This is a genomic window from Rhizobium favelukesii (genome assembly GCF_000577275.2).
Taxonomy (GTDB): Bacteria; Pseudomonadota; Alphaproteobacteria; order Rhizobiales; family Rhizobiaceae; genus Rhizobium; species Rhizobium favelukesii.
Genome location: NZ_HG916854.1, coordinates 409,047 through 425,859 on the forward strand (window position 1 = coordinate 409,047; position 16,813 = coordinate 425,859).

Sequence of the window (16,813 nt, forward strand, 5' to 3'; positions counted from 1 at the left end):
GTCGGATAAAGCGAGAGAGCCGCAGAGGCACATTCGTTTCTACGGCACTTTCCAACATTCAGCCTTTTAGTCAAACCTCTTTGAGTTTGGTTGAGCCATCAAGACGTCCGATCAATGTTGCGCTTGCCTCGTTCAGGCCGCTGACTTGGGTCACGATTCCATGCGCTTTAAAGCGTTCAACGACTTTATCGAGCGCTGCCGCGGCGGTAATGTCCCAGAAGTGCGCTTGGGATACGTCGATATGAACCAACTTCCCTATCGCTTCCTCAATATCAAACGCATCAACGAAGACATCAGCCGACGCGAAAAACACCTGACCTGCTACTTTGTAGGTTAGGCGGTCTACACCAACGGCCGTCTCTATCCGCAAGAGGCGGGCCACCTTAAAGGTGAAAAATACACCGCTCAGGAGTACGCCTACGGTCACGCCCAGCGCAAGATTCGAGCTGGAAACCGTGACAATAACGGTCACTGCCATGACAGCGCTCGACATCTTGGGATGAACAACAAGCGTCTTCAATGACGACCAGTCAAACGTGTCGATGGACACCATGACCATAATCGCCACCAGTGCTGCGACGGGAACTTGCGAAACCCAGGGCTTGAGCAGGACCATTAGGACAAGCAGAAAAGCACCTGCGAATAGCGTTGAAAGTCGACCGCGTCCGCCGTACTTCACGTTGCTGACAGTCTGGCCGATCATCCCGCAGCCCGCGATTCCGCCGAAGAGGCTTGCCGCCGTATTAGCGATGCCGAGGCCAATACATTCCCTGTTCTTTGAACTCGGAGTGCCCGTAAGATCGTCTACGACACTCGCCGTCATCATGGATTCCATCAGGCCAACCATGGCTATGGCGAGCGCCGGTCCGGCGATGATCGTTAGGGTTTCCAGCGTTATGGGAACGGAGGGCCAGCTAAAGATTGGCAGGGAGTCAGGCAGCCTACCGAGATCGGCAATTGTCATGACCGGGAGTTGCAGAGATATTGATGCTGCGGTCAGAACGAGAATACAGATCAAGGGACTTGGGATAGCCGTCGTGATCCTCGGAACCAGGTAGATGACCGCAAGTCCACCGGCGAGCATGCCGTACGCCAACCAGTCTCCCCCAATGATGTGTGGAAGCTGGGCTGCAAAGATGAGGATCGCGAGCGCATTGACGAAGCCTGTGCGGACAGACTTCGAAACGAACCGCATCAATACGCCGAGACGAAGAAGTCCGAAGGCGATCTGGAACATGCCCGCGAGTAGTCCAGCGGCAAAGAGGTAAGGTAGTTCATGGGTGTGAACCAGCGGTGCTGCCACAAGTGCTACTGATCCCGCAGCGGCAGAAATCATGGCGGGACGGCCGCCCGTGAAGGCAATGACGATCCCGATCACGAAAGACGCGAAAAGTCCGATCTGAGGATCGACGCCCGCGACGAATGAGAATGCTATAACCTCGGGGATAAGAGCGAAAGTGGCGACGGCTCCAGCGAGCATTTCGCGCATAGGATTGGCGGACCAATCCCGACGAATGGATGAAAATTGCATGTTATAAGTTCTCGCAAAGCATGGCGAACGCGCTCTGATTGAGCGGTCGATTAAAATGGCATGCTGGTTTTGCGTGGTCTGGCGGATCGGCGGCCAGAAGAGCCACCCGGAGTTTCACCGGGTCCGTGGTGAGTGATTTCTTACTATCGTCTTTATTTCGCGACGCAACAAAAAAACTTCCTATGGCCGCTATTGGGGCGATGCGGCCACTGCCGCTCAAATGCAGATTGGCCAGAATGAGACATGGAGCGAACTGAAATCCAGATACGTCCTGCGGAGACTGGCGATTTAGCCACCATCGAAAAGATCGTCGTCTTATCCTGGCGGCGTACCTTTGATCGGCTGATATCCTCCGATTTCCTCAGCTCGATGCTCGGATGCTCTCAACTCCTGGCGCGGTCTACCGTGTCGCCACGACGGAAGATGGCGGCGTGATCGGATGTGCGTCGGGCGGGCCAAGCCGCTCGGGCTACTTCGCTGAAAACGAGCTATATGCCATCTACCTGATGCCCGGTTTTGAACGTCGGGGCATAGGACGAAGGTTGTTCGGGAGCGTAGTGCGTGCGCTTATTGCATCGGGGCGCAAGCAGATCTGCCTACAATCGTCGATAACGGCGGTTCCGAGCCGCAGTAAACGCTCATGGGTGCATTGCCGCTGCCGGCCTAATGGGCACCGCCAGGGCTAGAACTCCATCATCCTTGTCTCTCGACCTTTGTTGGATTGAAGCATCATCCACTTCCCGCGGGGCGGGGGTTCGCCGGTGGCTCCCCATCATGAAATATCGCTTGAAGACGGGTTTATTTTTGGCTCGGACAAAATGGACGGCGCGGAGATCTGCGCCTGCCGTCGGGAGATGGCAATAACCCAGTCGCGAAACTCCGGGCCATAAGGCTTTTGTAGCGCGGAGCGGTCCCAGGCGAGGAAATAGCTCTCGCGCAACGGCATTCTGATATCGACCGGAATGACTAGTGTCTGCGCTTCCAGTTCGTCGGCAATCATCGACATCTGCGCAAGCACGATGCCACGCTTGTTGACGGCAGCGTCGATGGCGCTGCTCGATAAGGTGAATGACAAGCCGGAAGGCGGCCCCTTGAATCCGGTACCGATCTTCGCGGCGAATTCCGTCCAGCTGGGGTAGGGCGTGAAGTGTCGCTCCCATTCGACATGCAGCAGCGGGTAGGACAGCAACTCGACGGCCGAAAGGCTGCGGCCGTCGATCAGCGCGGGGGAGCAGGCAGGCACGACCCAATCGCGAAACAGCTCTGCATAGTGGTCGTGCTGCAAGACGTCGGATCCGTAGCTGACGCGGAAATCGACCTCGTCGAAGCCCATTCGCGGCTCCTTGTCGCGGCCGGTGATCCTTACATGTGCATCGGGATGCAGCGCTTGCCAGTCAAAGATGCGCCTGCCGATCCATTTGTTGACGACGGAGGACAATGCGCTCAAGACGAGCGCATTCTCGTTGCGTGCGCGCTCCAACACCTGCTCGGCCAGCGCAAATTGTTCAAAGCCCTTCGATATCTCGCGGTGGTAGAGCCGTCCCCATTGCGTCAATTCGACGGTTCGGCCACTGCGTTCCAAAAGGGTCACACCAAGAAAGCTTTCGATTTTGCGGATCTGCTGGCTGATCGCGCCAGGAGAGACGTTCAGCTCCGCGGCAGCAGCCGTCACGCTGCCGCAGCGCCCGACGGCTTCGAACGCCTGTAGGCCTTTGAGAGGAATTCCCCGGAATATCTGCTCGTCGCTCACCGCGCTCCCTTTATGGTTACCGGCGTGACGCCCGCTTCTCGGCAGGATGAAAGACGCCCGCAAACTGGAAGCGGTCGCCAGGATGCGTGATCTCGACATAGGTCACCATGCGGTCATTCTGCCAAGTCTGTCGAATGAGACTGAGGCAGGGCTCACCACGCTCGATTTGCAGAATGCGTGCAGTCGTAGCGTCGGCCGAGACTGCCCGTATCACATGCTTGGCCCTGGACCAGGGCACTTGCGACAGAAGCCACTTCGCCGGTGGCACGGTCGCGAAGCTCTCGTTCCTCGCAAGCGGCACCGTATCCAGCAGAATGATCCGCCGCTCGATTGCCGTGGGCTTCCCGTCGACGATATGCAGACACTGAATCCGTAAAATTTCGGCACCCGTCGTGCCATGCAGCTGGGCGGCCTCAACTGGGCCCAGGGTCTCGATTTTTCGCGTCAGGATCTCATACCGATGCTCATAGCCCGCCAAAGTTGCCTCGGTGCCGATATCCTGGATATCCATGACCGTGCGGTCGATCTGCGGCGAGGCGACAAATGACCCGGTTTTCCGCTTTCGTACGACGAGACCCCGCTCGACGAGCGCGGTTAACGCCTTGCTGACAGTCATGCGCGAACAGCCATAGTCGTTGACCAGATCGTGCTCTTTCGGAATGCGAGCGCCCGGGCGCCAGTCGCCGCTCAGGATCTTGGTCTCGATATCCTTGAATATCCTGAGATAAATTGGCTCCAATACGCGACCTCATCACCCTGCAGGCGAAACGATGCAAACGCGAAATTCGCGCCTCCAAGCAGCCGTTCGGCATAAAAATTGCGTTCGCTGACTTTGACGTTGACACCTTAGGCTAGCCTATATCTATTTGTATAGTCAAAAGCGGAGCAGAGAAGTCCGCACACGGGACTGAAATCGGGAACTCGAACCCACCCTGGCGGGTGTGGAAACTGGAGAGATGACAATCATGATCGCACGTTCATTGCTTAAGGGCCTCGTCGGCGCCGCGTTTCTGGTGGGGGCGACACTGTCTGCGCATGCCGCAGATACGCTCGCCGCCGTCAAGGCCGCCGGCACCCTCAAGGTCGGCACGGAAACCGCCTTTGCGCCCTTTGATTTTATCGATGCCGGCGAGCATGCTGGTCTAAACGTTGATCTTTTTGCCGAAATCGGCAAGGAGCTCGGTGTTAAGATCGAGTGGGTGGCGCTTCCTTGGGATGGCGTCTTCCCGGCACTCGAAGCCGGCAAGTTCGATGTCGTCGCCGGCCCCGCCACCATCACCAAGAAGCGCATGGAGCGTTACCGTTTCACGCCACCGATTGCTGAAGCGACGATCGCGATCCTCAAGAAGGCGGGCGACACGACCATCAGCAAGCCGGACGATATCGCCGGCAAGACGATCGGCGTCGGCAAGGCCACCTCGCAGCTCGACCAGCTGAAGGAATTCTCGGCAACGCTGCCTTCGAAGGTCGATATCCGCGAATACCCGGCCTTCACTGAATCCTATGCCGACCTCGCTGCTGGCCGCATTGCCGGTGTTGCCAACTCGCTCCCGAATATCGCCTTCGTTGCAAAGCAGCGCGAGGGAACGTTTGAAGTCGTGCTGCCGCCGTTCGGCAAGAAGTCCTATTTCGGCTTCATTGGCCTGAAAGACACCGATCATGCGCCGCTGATGGATGCGATCGATGCAGCGCTGCTGAAGATCAAGGCTGACGGCCGCATGGCCGAGTTGCAGAAGAAGTGGTTCGGCGCGACCTTCGAGACGCCTGATGCCGTCAAGGATCCCGCATTCTAATAACAAGCCGATCGCCGATTGCGCCCCGCCCAGGGGCGCAATCGAAGACGCCATCGGTCTCCATGACAGCCAAGCGGGCAAAAGCGGGACATGTCGATCAAACTCTTTGAATTGCTACTTTACGCAACGATCTACACGGTGGCGATCAGCGTCGTCTCGATTTTGATCGGTTTTGCGATCGCGATCCTTCTTTCGGGCATGCTGCTGTCGAAGCAGGGGCTCTTCGTTGTTCCTGCGCAAATTTTCATCAGTTTCTTCCGCGGCGTGCCTCTGCTTGTGCAGTTGCTTTTGATTTACAACATGTTGCCTGCGATCGGGTTGAACGTGCCGAGCATCGTTGCCGCAATCGTCGGCCTTTCGCTTTGCACGGCGGCTTACCAGGCAGAGAACATGCGCGGTGGTTTTGCCAGCGTCCCGACCGGTCTCGTGGAATCGGCCGAGATGGTGGGCCTGACGCCGGGCCAGATCTTCCGCCGCATCAAGGCGCCGATCGCGCTGAGGCTGACTTTCCCGGCACTGGTCAATGAGGCCATCCTCATCCTCAAGGCGTCGTCGCTGGTGTCCGTCGTTGGCGTCATCGAATTGACCCGCATGGCGCAGGACCTCGCAGGCAGCACCTTCCTGCCGCTGCAGATATTTGCTGCTGCAGGCCTCATCTATCTCGTCATCAACTGGATCGTGGCGCTTGCCGGTAATCTCATAGAGCGCTCTCTTCCGGGAGTGCCGCGATGACTTTCGATATCAACATCATACTTGACCAGCTGCCGGCAATCATAAGCGGCGCCGGTGTCACGGTTCTGATCTGGATCGTCGGGACGATCGTCGCCGCCATCCTCGGATTTTTCGTCGCTGTCGGCCGGCGGTTCGGCGGCGTCCTGCTCGACAAGGCGCTTGGTCTGATCGTCGCCGTGCTGCGCGGCACGCCGTTTCTCATCCAGATATTCTTGGTCTACTACGGCGGTCCGTTCATCGGCCTGTCACTCGATCCGCTGCCTGCGGGCCTGATCGGCATTTCGATCTATGGTGCAGCCTACTATAGCGAAATCTTTCGGTCCGGCTTCATGGCCGTTCCAAAGGGTCACATCGAGGCAGGTGAGTGCGTGGGCCTGACGCAGGGACAGATCATTCGGCGCATCCTGTTGCCCGAGATGACCATGCTGGTGCTGCCGCCATCGCTCAACATGGCGGTTCTCCTGATGAAGGAGACCGCCGTCCTTTCGATCATCACCGTTCCGGAGCTGACGGCAACACTGAGCGCCATTGGCGCCCAGCAATACGCCTTCGTTGAAGCCCTCTCCGTGCTGGCGCTCTTCTATTGGGTGCTTGTGGAAATCACGGGGCGGCTTGGCCATCTCGTAGAAACGAAACTTACCAGATTCAGGTTTTTTAACGCATGAGCCTCTCCGCGATCGCAGTCAAAAATCTCGTCAAGAAGTTTGGGACACGACGGTGCTCCAAAACATCGATCTCGAGATACCGCAGGGGCAGGTCTCCTGCCTGATCGGCCCGTCAGGCTCCGGCAAGAGCACGCTTCTTCGTTGCATGGCGTTTCTTGAGGAAGCAACCTCCGGAACGATCACGGTCAACGGCGAGGTCTTGGGTTTCACCGAAAATGCACAGGGCGTGCGGGAGCGCATTGCGCCTGCGGCCAACCGTGCGATCCGTGCGCAGATCGGTATGGTGTTTCAGCAATTCAACCTCTGGCCGCACATGACGGCGCTCGGAAATGTCAGCGAGGCGCTGAAGACCGTTCACAAGATGAGCCGCAAGGATGCCGAAGAACGGGCAATGTCTCAGCTCGTAAAAGTCGGCCTGGAAGGCCGGGCAGGGCACTATCCGTCGCAGCTTTCCGGCGGGCAGCAACAGCGCGTGGCGATCGCCCGTGCGCTTGCCCTCAAGCCAAAGATCATGCTCTTTGACGAACCGACCTCCTCTCTCGATCCGGAGCTGACGGGCGAGGTGCTGAACGTCATGCGCGATCTCGCGGCCGAAGGCATGACGATGGTCGTCGTGTCGCACGAAATCGGCTTTGCGGCCACGGTCGGGCAGCAGATCGCGTTCCTTGACCACGGGAAGATCGTCTTCACCGGCCCTCCGAAAGAGGTGTTTAGAAAGCCGAGAAATGCGCGGCTAGAACAGTTCCTCGACACCTACCTCGATCGCGGAGCATCGATGTTGCTCTGAGGAGCGGCTAGAAAAGCCCGGGTGCTCGCTCGGCGATGTTGTCGAGGAGTACTCGAAGCGTTTGAGGAAGACCGGCCGAGAACTGCCGCAAGCCTTTACGGACCGGTGTCGGCAACTCTGCTTGGCGAACGACGATCGGCTGTCGGGCAAATCGGATTTCAAGCTAACGGCTCTGCCACCTGTTCGGCGGCACGTATCCCGCTTTGCCAGGCGCCATGTGCGGTAGAGAAGTCCGAAGGATGCGTTGCCTCTCCCGCGAAGAACAATCTATCGTCAATGGGGCTGGCCAGGATCTTGCGGGCGCCGGCGTATCCTGGCAGCGCATGGCTGTAGGAACCGCGTATCCAGTCGGTGTGGCACCAGGACGAGGCCGTCAGCGGCCGCAGGTGGCGGCAAATGTTGCTGCCCAATAGGGATGACAATTCATCCATGGCAAAGGCGAACGCATCCAAGAGCCCGCTGCGCGCAATGGCGACAGCGCCAGTTCCCCCGAAGAACGCCTCAATCACGGGTCGGCCGAGCGGTCGAATATAATAACTACCGGTATCGCTACTGCGGGGATTTCCGAGGAGGTGCGTTTCGGGCTCAAGCCCATGGTTGCCATGCAGTTCGAAGAATAGCTTGTCAGCCAGGCCGAGCGGTAAGTTGCTTGCGGCATGCAGGTGATCGTCGGCATCCGCGTCGAACGCGATCGCCCCGCTTGCTAGCACAGCGGTCGATACGGTGATCACAGCCGTGCGAGTGGTGATAGGGCCGCGGTCGGTATCCAGCCGGACGCCTCGATCAGTCAGGGCGATGCGGCGCACAGGAGACGACAGCCGCAGCGTCACGTCCGGAACGCTCGCCGCGATTAGATGGCCATAGCCTTCGCGCACCCGCCAGTTGCTGTCGGTCGCCGCATCGTCATAAGCCAGGAAGTCGGCAATCGACAGGCGCTCGAGGGGGGCGCCGTTCATATATCCGCTCAGCGACTGGAAATAGGCATTCCATTCGCCGTTAGGCTCGAGCGCGTCAGCGGCACGGTCGCTTATCGGCGGATCGCTTCGCATGCGACTTTCAAGTGCATTCCATGCAGTCGCCGCGGCCGCCTGATCGTCCGGCGTGAAGCCGAGATCATGCCATTGCTTTTGCCATGCTGTGGGTCCGCGTACGATCGTGAACCCGGCTGTGCGACCGAGGGCAATGAGCGGATTGCGCTCGGCCGAATGCAGCCAGCCACAACCCATATCCAGCGGGATTCCACCCAGTTCGATCGTCCAGGCGCGGCCTCCGACGCGGCCGCTGGCTTCCAGCATAATCACCGAACGGCCGGCCGCCGCCAGTGCGCGTGCCGTAGCAATCCCAGCCGCGCCGGCGCCGACAATCGCAACCCCGTAATCCACAGTCGCCGCTCCGTTGTGAGGGCTCCATCGCTATCACGGCATAGGTTTATAGAGGAACCGTTACTGCTTCAACGCTGGCGAAAGGCTGCTACTATGAGATGATGACTTTCTTTGAGACCCTCGTTGCGTTGCTTGCAGTCGCCATCTTGCTTTTGCAGGTAACCCGACGCATGCAGCTGCCTTATCCCGGCATCCTTGCCGCTGCAGGCGTCGCCGTGGCGATGTTGCCCGGCGCGCCAAGCATCCCGATCGATCCGCCGACCGCGCTTGCGTTGTTCATCGCGCCCGTCCTGATCGATTCGGCCTACGATTTCCCGGTAGGTGCGGCGCGACGCATGCTCCTGCCACTGTTCTTCTACGCCGTGTTGGCTGTACTGGTCACGACCGGTGTGGTCGTCTCGATCAGTGCGCTGACCGTCAGGCTACCCATCGCGGTGGCGATTACGCTGGGCGCAATCGTTGCGCCGCCCGATGCTGCCGCGGCCACTGCGGTCCTGTCCAATTTACCGGTCTCCCGTCGCGTCGATGCCCTGCTTAAGGGCGAAAGCCTGTTTAACGATGCAACCGCACTGCTGCTCTTCAGCGCCGCGCTGACCGTCCAGGCGCGCGGTGGGGTCGATGCAGGAACCGTGCTGCAACTTGTGTCTGCCGCACCCGGCGGGATTCTGTTCGGCATCGCCTTCGGGTTGCTCGTCTCGCGGCTGCGGCCGGTCACCGAAAACACCGTCGGCGGCACACTGTTTCAGTTCGTCTACGCGTTTGCGACATGGCTGATCGCGGAGCGTCTGCATCTATCGGCCGTTCTGGCGACGGTGGCGAGCGCGATGACGATCGCCACGCTTGCCTCGGTCGAGGATTCCCCACGCATGCGGGTGCATTCGTTTGCGGTCTGGACGACGGTCGTCTTCTTGCTGAACGTAGTGGCGTTCCTGCTGATGGGATTGCAGGCTCGTCGCATCGTCGAAGCGATGTCCGCGCCCGAGTTGGAGCGGGCGATTGGATTTGCCGCGGTCGTCGTTGCCGGCGTCATCGCAACACGCGTAGCGATGGCGTTCCTGTTCCACACTATTGTGGTTTATCGGCATCGGCGCGGCCATGATCTTGTACCCTTCGCGCCGGGCGAAACCTTGCTTGTAGGATGGGCCGGCATGCGCGGGCTCGTCACCCTCGCCACGGCGTTCGCGCTGCCTGCGAACTTTCCCGAACGAGATCTCGTTGTCTTGACGGCTTTTGCGGTCGTGCTGGCGACATTGGTTATCCAGGGTGCCACACTGGCGCCCATGATCGGTTTCTTCAAACTTGAGAGACGGGCCGAGGCGCGTCAGGAGCTTGAAGCGGCACGAAGATCGCTGGCCGAGGCCGCGCTCAAGCGACTGGACAAGGAGGAGGGTGTGGAGGCGGAAGCCGTACGGCTGGCTTATCGGCAGCTTTGTGAAGGCAGTGATCAGATCCAGACTTTGCCGCTCGGTCGCCGCCGCGGCCTGTCACTGGCCGCGGTGCTGGCGCAACGCCAATGCCTTGAAGAGCTGCGCGATGCCGACCGCGTCGGCCCTGGCCAATATCTCGAACTGCAGGAGGATTTGGACTGGAAACAACTTGCGGCCGGGTCCGATGAAGATCGGCGTATCACTGAAACCTAGAAATTAGCGCGATAGTGAGGGGCATCCGACGGGGTGTTCATGCCAGGTTGACAAAATTCCGTCTCAGCCATGACCAAGATGGGCCGCCATGAATGCACAAATCAGGATACCGAGCCAGGAGCACTGCGGCGCAACCAGTGTGGACGAACCATCCGCAGCAAAAGTGCTGAAAGCATTCGGGCCGAACACCAGCGTCTGCTGAGCCGCCTGCGTCGCACTCTTCGGCTGCGGTATTGGCCATTGCGATTGGATGTCACAGAAAACTTTTCAAGGCATTCAGCAGTTGGTCCGGTGCTTCCTCTTGCGGACTATGCCCGCAATCAATGGCGTGGCCGCGCACGTCGCTGGCTTTATCGGCCCAGGTTTCCAGCACATCGTAAAGCGCACCGACAGTTCCCTTTGCGCCCCACAATATCAAGAGAGGCACCTGGATGCGCTTGTCTTTGTCAATCGCATCATGAATGAGATCGATGCTCGCCGCCGCGCGATAGTCCTCGCAGATTGCATGACGCGTGGCTGGGTTGGCAAAACAGCGTCGATACTCCTGAAGGACAAGCGGATCGACCGCGTCCGAGTTCTTAATCTGTCTTTCGATATGCTGATCGAGAAAGAAATCCGGATCACCTGCGATAAGGCGCTCGGGCAGGGGGTATGGCTGAATGAGAAAAAACCACCAGAAATACCGGCGAGCAAATTCCATGTCGGTTCGTGCGTACATGGTCGCCGTCGGAGCGATGTCGAGAAGGGCAAGGCTATCGACCGCGTCGGGATGATCAAGCGCCATTCGATGGGCGACACGCGCGCCGCGGTCGTGGCCAACAATTGAGAAATGTCCAAACCCCAACGCTTTCATGACTTGTATCTGGTCTAACGCCATCGTCCGCTTGGAATAATTGATGTGACCGGGCCCTCCATCGGGTTTCGAACTGTCGCCGTAGCCGCGCAGATCAGGTGCGATGACGGTGAATTTTTTGGCAAGGACGGGTGCCACCTTGTGCCATGTCAGATGCGTCTGTGGGTGACCGTGTAAGAGGAGCAGCGGTGGCCCATATCCTCCAATTGCTGTTCTGATCGAACAGTCCTCAAGAGGAATGTCATACCATCTGAAACCCGGTAAAATTTCAGGGTGACCTCGTACCTGTTCCATGAATATTTACCTTGGCCAATGTTCAGGCTGAAGTTAGCAGCTTTAACGGCGATGGACCCTGCGTGATCGCATGGGATCTAGCGGGTTGAGTCGGTAACGCAACATTCAAGGGCTAAGATATTTGAAACTTCATTTTGCGAACTTGATGGTCTCGTGGTCAGCGTCAGAACTCAAGCTCGCAGCAGCTCTCAGCACGCAGCCAGAACTGCAGTTAAAATTTCAGCCGCATCTCGCGAGCGATCTCGAAACCGAGACAACGATAGAGCGCCTCGCCTGCCTCGGAAGAGTGGAGCACGATCCCGGTGCAGCCTACGTCCCGCAAATAGTCCAATATCATGCACATCAGTTTCTTCGAAACTCCCTGTCGCCGATAAGCTGGCTCCACGAAGAGGCTCCAGACGTATCCCTGGAGCAAGTGTTCCGATTTCAATGCCGCGGGATAGGGCATCTGGTGAAGCTGACATGAGCCCGATCCCGCAGCGATTTCGCCGTCAAACGCGATGAAGCTCGCCAGCGCACGATCCCGACGCCCTTCCTCGAGGAACTGGCGTGTGACGGCTTCGGCATCCGCTCGAAAATGGTCGGCAGGTGTCCCATAGCTCTCCCAAATCAAGAGATAATGTCGAACAACGACATCGTCGTCCTCAGGCGTGGCTTTCCTGTACTGCATACCTCTACAACGCTTGAGATTTCAAAAGGATGCATTGGCGATCGCGTCGCCATGGGCCTGTCGGGACGCGCCACGACGTCAGATACATCGCCCCGAAGGCGTCCCGGGCTCCAGTTTGGGTGTCGACTTCGTCGACCAAAATGGCCGCCGGCAAGCCAAAGGTTGAGCCGCTGCCTACGCTGCCGGTGGACGATACCGAATTGACTTCGCCTTTTCCAAGGCGTCGATCGTATCCTCGACGGTGAGGAGGACAGTGGTCTCAATAGAGCTGAGCGCGCCTCCTGCGCCGATAGCAAGCGCGACAGCCGCCATCGATACGTTATTAGGCGCCTCCCACAGATTCCAACCATCATGCTCGCCAAAGGCGTACCAGAACCCATGGAGCTTTCCGCCCACAGACTCGATGTAGGTCCGTGCCGCCTCTCGGCGATCCTCGGGGTTCTCGATCATGCGAGCCCACGTCTCGGGCGTGTAGCTGAAGCACGTAAGATACATGGCCATGGTTTGGTTCCTCCGTCAGAACAACACAGCTAACGCTCAAGCCGGAAAGAACGCGAGTCATTTCCAATGTGCGGATCGGGCCTCCCTTCCTGTGTCGGTCGCAAAGAGGCAAAGACTTATGGCAGGTGTCGCGCGAATGAGGGCAGGATGTCGCGGCACGGCGCCCTACATTCATTGAGGACGTAATAGCGACTGGAGGAGCGGTAGCGGACGCCTACCGTATGGCCGCCGAAGAAAGGGCTCAAGTTCTTGCTGTTGTCTGTGCCATTTGGCGCGGTGAAGTGCCCTCAGATCAGTGATGTGCCCGAACTTCCCGCGTTCTCAGCATTCGGCATGCCGACTTGGAAAATGCGTAAGGCTTGGTGTCCGTCAGCGACATAGCTTGACCGACGGACGTGACAGTGACTGCTCTTGGGGCGCATTGCGGACCTACAATACACAAGTTGTACGGCAGACCCTTTGGGGCTCATTTCACCATCGGAACTACCGCATAACAGAGAAATGCTTCGTTTCTCTACGCCCAACGCCGGTATCTATTGCTTGAAGTCAGCAACAGAAATTTATTAATCAGTTCAGTTAGTTCAACCTAACGGCATCGAAAGATAGCATTCTCAATCGACTGCGGATTGCCCGTGGCGGTCATGATATTGCCGAAGTCGGAACCGATCTTCCTCGAAGAGGAGGCCGGAGCCGATGAACGCTGACGACAATCGCTATGTCGAAATCACAACACGACTTCGCTCGGTTAAGTCATTCTGCGATTTCCTTTCTCGCGGTGGAATTGTTCGCATCGCCCAGTCCGATAGCGGACCGTATCAGGACGTGACTGCGGCTCTTCTTCAACGACATTGCCGGGAGGCGGAGGCACTAGAGCGAACGCGGAGACACCTCTTCCCCGACCGGGCCGACGAGGACGTCCAGCCGAGCCTTTACAGCCGACACGATCGCCGGCACTAACGGTTGGATGGCCAGGAAGGCCTCATACGCTCCGGTGAGACATCTCTTAGGTAAAGCCCGGGAGGGGCCAGGTGCGAGAAAATGTGCATATCTTATGCATAGGGCTTTGGTGGGAGTGAAATGGTCGAGGCTCGTATGGCGCACACAACGGTAGTCTCTGAGTTTGTCGATAGCGTGCAGGAACTGCGCACGCCCTAAATTTCCCCCAATCGCCTGTCCAAAGCTCTCGGTGTGCCCATTGCCGGCTTGGCGGAACCGACAGGCGTCCATCGCAGCACTGTACGCAATCCTTCTTCCGAAAGGCTGCAAGGACGCATGCGGGAAATGATCGAGGTGATCTCGGCTGCGGCTGAACTGACTGGAGCACTTGATAAGGCAATCGACTGGTATCGAAACTAGCGTCACAAGACGGCCGCGGAACTCGTCGCTGAAAGACATGTCGAAGCCATTCTGGCCTATATCTGTGATCTTGGTAACGGCGCGCGCGGGTGAGGCTTTATGCGTCTAGATCCGCTGAGCGAGATTTTTCACCGTTTCCTCGCCCCAATGGGGCGCGCGTCTTCCCACCAGTGGGCAGGGGCTGTGGTCGCAGCCCGTCAACGAACGCCTCGATGAAGCATACCGCATTGTCAGGACCGACATACTCCTCGACCGCTTCCGGCAGAAGCAACATCTGGGAGCGATCAATTCCTGATAAATGTGCCATGGAAAAATCTACGATGGCCCGCTACTTTGAGGAATCCCCGACGGCGGCCTTGGAGACAATTGCGTGTTTGAAGACCAGTCATTTAGCATCCCGGTTGATCAGATCGAATGCCGCGTTTTCGGAAATTTTCAGCTTTCTGAAGCTGTGGAAGAGACGAGGAAAGCAAATTGGGAAGCTCTCCTCATAAAGAATTCCGCCGCCTTCGACGGGGCTTTGCTCCGCATGGCAGATCATCGGATTGAAGATGGCCGCTTAATTGTTGGTGCAAATAGCACGTCGTTTTCTGCATATGTGGCAACACGCCATCCCAGATTCGGTGATAGGCATCCGCACGCGGCACGAGCTGATCCGCTCGGAATGACTGCTGTTGTCTTGACAGCAGACGACGGTGTCATCGTCACGAAGAGAAGCCTTTCGGCGGATCAGAACCCTGGCGGGCTCTATCTTATCGGAGGCTATGCTGAACCCGGTAAAGGCTCTGATACGGTCGATCTTTTTCAGGAAGTTGCTCGCGAGATCGCAGAGGAAATTGCTGTCTCTGATCTTACCCGCTCTGCATCGTTTGCAATTGGACTTGCTTACGATCCTGTCTTCTGCCACCCGGAACTATTCCTGTTGACAGTCAGCAAAACGTCAGCGGCCGATATTTTAAAAGGCGCTCAAAATGCGCCAGATCGAAACGAAGCCGCTCAACTCCTCGCGTATCCACTGCGCGACGTTCTTGATGAGGGCGGCCCACTGGCGAATGCGCCAAAAACATGGAGCTTCGTCAAAGCCAGAGATTTTCTTCGACAGCACTTGCTGGCGAGTGGCTCCATTTAGAGTTTTCGCACAGTCGCCATCAGTTTTGGGACAACGATAGGCTGCCTTTAGAACCGGAAGCTGTTTCAGTCGCACCTTTAGGCCCGCGGACGATCGCTCTTGGCGAAAGGGGTCTTACCTCAGATCAGACGGCGCTTTGCGACTTCGCTCACTTCGAGGGTGAGACCAGCCAGGCGGTCAGCGGCAAGACGGTTGATTTGCCAGTATAGCGGAATGTCGAGGGGCGTTTCCGGTATCAGCTCTATCAGACGTCCGGCGAGAAGATGCTCACGCGTCAGCTCGACTGGGTTCATGCCCCAACCCATGCCAGAGAGGCTGGCTTCGATGAAGCTATTGGTCGACGGAAGCCAATGGCTCGGGAAATTTACTGAGTGCCCCAGCGTGCGGCGTACCCAGTCGCTTTGAAGCTTGTCCTTCTGGTTGAAGGTAAGTGCCGGGGCGTTGGCGATAGCCTTGGGAGTTACCCCTTCGGGAAAATAGCGAGATACGAATTCTGGGCTCGCCGTTGCATGGTATCGAAGAGAGCCAAGAAAAAAGCGTCTGCACCCCGATATCGGCTTTTCCGCGCTCGTCACGGCGGCAACGACGCGGCCGCGCTGCAGCCATTCCGCAGTATGGTCTTGGTCATCAACTGAAATACTGACCAAGTAGCTGGAGGATTTCGAGAAGTTCGAGATGGCCTCCAGGAACCATGTTCCGAGGCTATCGGCGTTGGTAGCAATCTGGAGCATAACCCTGTGCTCGGGATCGGCAGGATCGACCAGCGACGGCAGATGCTCAAACAGCTCGTTTTCGAGCATGCCGACATTGTCCATATGCCGACAAAGCCATTCGCCCTTCTCGGTTGCCGTGCACGGATTGCCGCGGACGATCAGGGCAACGCCCAGACGCTCCTCCAGCTGTTTAACCCGCTGCGAAACGGCTGACGGCGTGACGTTGAGAAGAGCAGCCGCTTTTTCGAAGCTGCCCGATTGGACGACGGCCAGGACGACGCGGAGAGCAGAATAGTCGAGCATAAATTAGAACCGCTTCATTTGCTTTAGCAGATTTAAGTAGCCTAAATTGCTCTCTGGGCATACCGGGTCCAGAGTTTGTGCAAGGCGGGCATCAGAAATTGGATATCTCGGTCTACTTCACTGGCATGATGATGGGCCTCAGCCTCATCGTCGCCATCGGCGCACAGAATGCGTTTGTTCTTCGCCAAGGTCTTCGAGGTGAATATGTATTTGCCGTTTGCCTCGCCTGTGCCCTGTCCGACGCCGTCCTGATCGTGCTTGGGGTGACCAGCCTCAAGCAAATCGTGGAGCTATTGCCCTGGCTCAATCCTGTCATGCGGTACGGTGGAGCAGCCTTTCTCGCCTGGTATGGAGCCAAGAGCCTCTGGTCCGCATTCTTGTCTTCGGGAACGTTGACCGTTGGAGCAGGAAGTCCTTCAAGTTTAAAGAAGACTTTGGCCACCTGTCTGGCTCTCACCTGGCTCAATCCGCACGTCTATCTCGACACCGTCGTCCTGCTTGGCACGATCTCGACGCGATTTGCCGGCTATCAGCTGTCCTTTGCGGCAGGTGCAACCACAGGGTCATTCCTCTTTTTCTTTTTGCTGGGTTATGGCGCGACACGACTGCGGCCGATCTTTTCCCGACCCGCGTCCTGGCGCATACTGGAAATGGTTATTGCATTCGTCATGTGGCTGATCGCGTTCAACCTTCTGGGGGGCGTCTAAAAAATCG

At 57.8% G+C, this 16,813-nt stretch carries 15 protein-coding genes, 2 pseudogenes and 1 other annotated feature; of the genes and pseudogenes, 9 read left to right on the top strand and 8 right to left on the bottom strand.

Features of this window, described 5'->3' with window-relative positions:
- Positions 1-70: 70 nt before the first annotated feature.
- Positions 71-1,531 carry a SulP family inorganic anion transporter gene (locus tag LPU83_RS62000; protein WP_024314196.1) on the bottom strand — a complete coding sequence of 487 codons (1,461 nt, stop codon included), beginning with the start codon at positions 1,529-1,531 and terminating at the stop codon, positions 71-73.
- Between the two features lie 72 nt (positions 1,532-1,603).
- Positions 1,604-1,659 (bottom strand) — a sequence feature (sul1 is cis-regulatory element that is thought to sense ions involved in sulfur or methionine metabolism; They are found in Alphaproteobacteria).
- A 249-nt stretch (positions 1,660-1,908) separates the two neighbouring features.
- On the opposite strand from LPU83_RS62000, the gene LPU83_RS75925 reads away from it, so the two are divergent.
- A complete protein-coding gene (locus tag LPU83_RS75925) occupies positions 1,909-2,217 on the top strand; it encodes a GNAT family N-acetyltransferase (protein ID WP_112334118.1) in 309 nt (102 codons plus the stop codon).
- Positions 2,218-2,303: 86 nt separating this feature from the next.
- Here LPU83_RS75925 and LPU83_RS62010 read toward each other — a convergent pair whose 3' ends face one another.
- Complete coding sequence (locus LPU83_RS62010) at positions 2,304-3,281, bottom strand: LysR family transcriptional regulator (protein WP_024314194.1); 978 nt, start codon at positions 3,279-3,281, stop codon at positions 2,304-2,306.
- A 16-nt stretch (positions 3,282-3,297) separates the two neighbouring features.
- Complete coding sequence (locus LPU83_RS62015; RefSeq protein WP_029709952.1) at positions 3,298-4,020, bottom strand: histidine utilization transcriptional repressor HutC; 723 nt, start codon at positions 4,018-4,020, stop codon at positions 3,298-3,300.
- Between the two features lie 226 nt (positions 4,021-4,246).
- Here LPU83_RS62015 and LPU83_RS62020 point away from each other — a divergent pair, with 226 nt between their 5' ends.
- From LPU83_RS62020 to LPU83_RS62035, 4 genes and pseudogenes are all read left to right on the top strand, one after another.
- Positions 4,247-5,074: a transporter substrate-binding domain-containing protein gene (locus LPU83_RS62020; protein ID WP_024314193.1), complete on the top strand. Its 828-nt coding sequence runs from the start codon at positions 4,247-4,249 to the stop codon at positions 5,072-5,074.
- Between the two features lie 90 nt (positions 5,075-5,164).
- Entirely contained in the window at positions 5,165-5,806 is a 642-nt protein-coding gene (locus LPU83_RS62025; RefSeq protein ID WP_024314192.1) for an amino acid ABC transporter permease, read from the top strand.
- Entirely contained in the window at positions 5,803-6,471 is a 669-nt protein-coding gene (locus tag LPU83_RS62030) for an amino acid ABC transporter permease (protein WP_024314191.1), read from the top strand. Before LPU83_RS62025 ends, LPU83_RS62030 begins: the two co-directional genes overlap by 4 nt.
- Positions 6,468-7,258 (top strand): annotated as a pseudogene (locus tag LPU83_RS62035) (amino acid ABC transporter ATP-binding protein). Before LPU83_RS62030 ends, LPU83_RS62035 begins: the two are co-directional and overlap by 4 nt.
- Before the next feature lie 158 nt (positions 7,259-7,416).
- Here LPU83_RS62035 and LPU83_RS62040 read toward each other — a convergent pair.
- Positions 7,417-8,640 carry a flavin monoamine oxidase family protein gene (locus LPU83_RS62040; RefSeq protein ID WP_024314189.1) on the bottom strand — a complete coding sequence of 408 codons (1,224 nt, stop codon included), beginning with the start codon at positions 8,638-8,640 and terminating at the stop codon, positions 7,417-7,419.
- Between the two features lie 101 nt (positions 8,641-8,741).
- On the opposite strand from LPU83_RS62040, the gene LPU83_RS62045 reads away from it, so the two are divergent.
- On the top strand, positions 8,742-10,280 hold the full coding sequence (locus LPU83_RS62045) for a cation:proton antiporter (RefSeq protein WP_040680843.1): 1,539 nt from the start codon (positions 8,742-8,744) through the stop codon (positions 10,278-10,280).
- Positions 10,281-10,533: 253 nt separating this feature from the next.
- Here LPU83_RS62045 and LPU83_RS62050 read toward each other — a convergent pair whose 3' ends face one another.
- From LPU83_RS62050 to LPU83_RS62060, 3 genes are all read right to left on the bottom strand, one after another.
- Positions 10,534-11,427, bottom strand: coding sequence for an alpha/beta fold hydrolase (locus LPU83_RS62050; protein ID WP_024314187.1), 894 nt, complete (start codon positions 11,425-11,427; stop codon positions 10,534-10,536).
- 211 nt (positions 11,428-11,638) lie between these two features.
- A complete protein-coding gene (locus LPU83_RS62055) occupies positions 11,639-12,097 on the bottom strand; it encodes a GNAT family N-acetyltransferase (protein ID WP_024314186.1) in 459 nt (152 codons plus the stop codon).
- A gap of 174 nt (positions 12,098-12,271) precedes the next feature.
- Entirely contained in the window at positions 12,272-12,598 is a 327-nt protein-coding gene (locus LPU83_RS62060) for a GYD domain-containing protein (protein ID WP_024314185.1), read from the bottom strand.
- Between the two features lie 1,077 nt (positions 12,599-13,675).
- Here LPU83_RS62060 and LPU83_RS74480 point away from each other — a divergent pair.
- Both LPU83_RS74480 and LPU83_RS62070 read left to right on the top strand, forming a co-directional pair.
- Positions 13,676-14,047 (top strand): annotated as a pseudogene (locus LPU83_RS74480) (hypothetical protein).
- A 277-nt stretch (positions 14,048-14,324) separates the two neighbouring features.
- Positions 14,325-15,083 (top strand): NUDIX hydrolase, encoded by a 759-nt coding sequence (locus LPU83_RS62070; protein WP_024314183.1) that lies wholly within the window; start codon positions 14,325-14,327, stop codon positions 15,081-15,083.
- Between the two features lie 119 nt (positions 15,084-15,202).
- On the opposite strand, the gene LPU83_RS62075 is transcribed toward LPU83_RS62070, so the two are convergent.
- Complete coding sequence (locus tag LPU83_RS62075; protein ID WP_024314182.1) at positions 15,203-16,099, bottom strand: LysR family transcriptional regulator ArgP; 897 nt, start codon at positions 16,097-16,099, stop codon at positions 15,203-15,205.
- Between the two features lie 125 nt (positions 16,100-16,224).
- On the opposite strand from LPU83_RS62075, the gene LPU83_RS62080 reads away from it, so the two are divergent.
- The gene (locus LPU83_RS62080) at positions 16,225-16,806 is read left to right on the top strand and encodes a LysE/ArgO family amino acid transporter (protein WP_374046195.1); all 582 of its coding nucleotides are present in this window, start codon (positions 16,225-16,227) and stop codon (positions 16,804-16,806) included.
- The last annotated feature ends 7 nt before the right edge of the window (positions 16,807-16,813 follow it).

Coding starts and splice junctions, on each gene's coding strand:
- LPU83_RS62000 (WP_024314196.1), bottom strand. CDS start 1,531: ATGCAATTTTCATCCATTCGTCGGGATTGGTCCGCCAATCCTATGCGC.
- LPU83_RS75925 (WP_112334118.1), top strand. CDS start 1,909: ATGCTCTCAACTCCTGGCGCGGTCTACCGTGTCGCCACGACGGAAGAT.
- LPU83_RS62020 (WP_024314193.1), top strand. CDS start 4,247: ATGATCGCACGTTCATTGCTTAAGGGCCTCGTCGGCGCCGCGTTTCTG.
- LPU83_RS62025 (WP_024314192.1), top strand. CDS start 5,165: ATGTCGATCAAACTCTTTGAATTGCTACTTTACGCAACGATCTACACG.
- LPU83_RS62030 (WP_024314191.1), top strand. CDS start 5,803: ATGACTTTCGATATCAACATCATACTTGACCAGCTGCCGGCAATCATA.
- LPU83_RS62045 (WP_040680843.1), top strand. CDS start 8,742: ATGACTTTCTTTGAGACCCTCGTTGCGTTGCTTGCAGTCGCCATCTTG.
- LPU83_RS62050 (WP_024314187.1), bottom strand. CDS start 11,427: ATGGAACAGGTACGAGGTCACCCTGAAATTTTACCGGGTTTCAGATGG.
- LPU83_RS62055 (WP_024314186.1), bottom strand. CDS start 12,097: ATGCAGTACAGGAAAGCCACGCCTGAGGACGACGATGTCGTTGTTCGA.
- LPU83_RS62060 (WP_024314185.1), bottom strand. CDS start 12,598: ATGGCCATGTATCTTACGTGCTTCAGCTACACGCCCGAGACGTGGGCT.
- LPU83_RS62075 (WP_024314182.1), bottom strand. CDS start 16,099: ATGCTCGACTATTCTGCTCTCCGCGTCGTCCTGGCCGTCGTCCAATCG.
- LPU83_RS62080 (WP_374046195.1), top strand. CDS start 16,225: ATGATGATGGGCCTCAGCCTCATCGTCGCCATCGGCGCACAGAATGCG.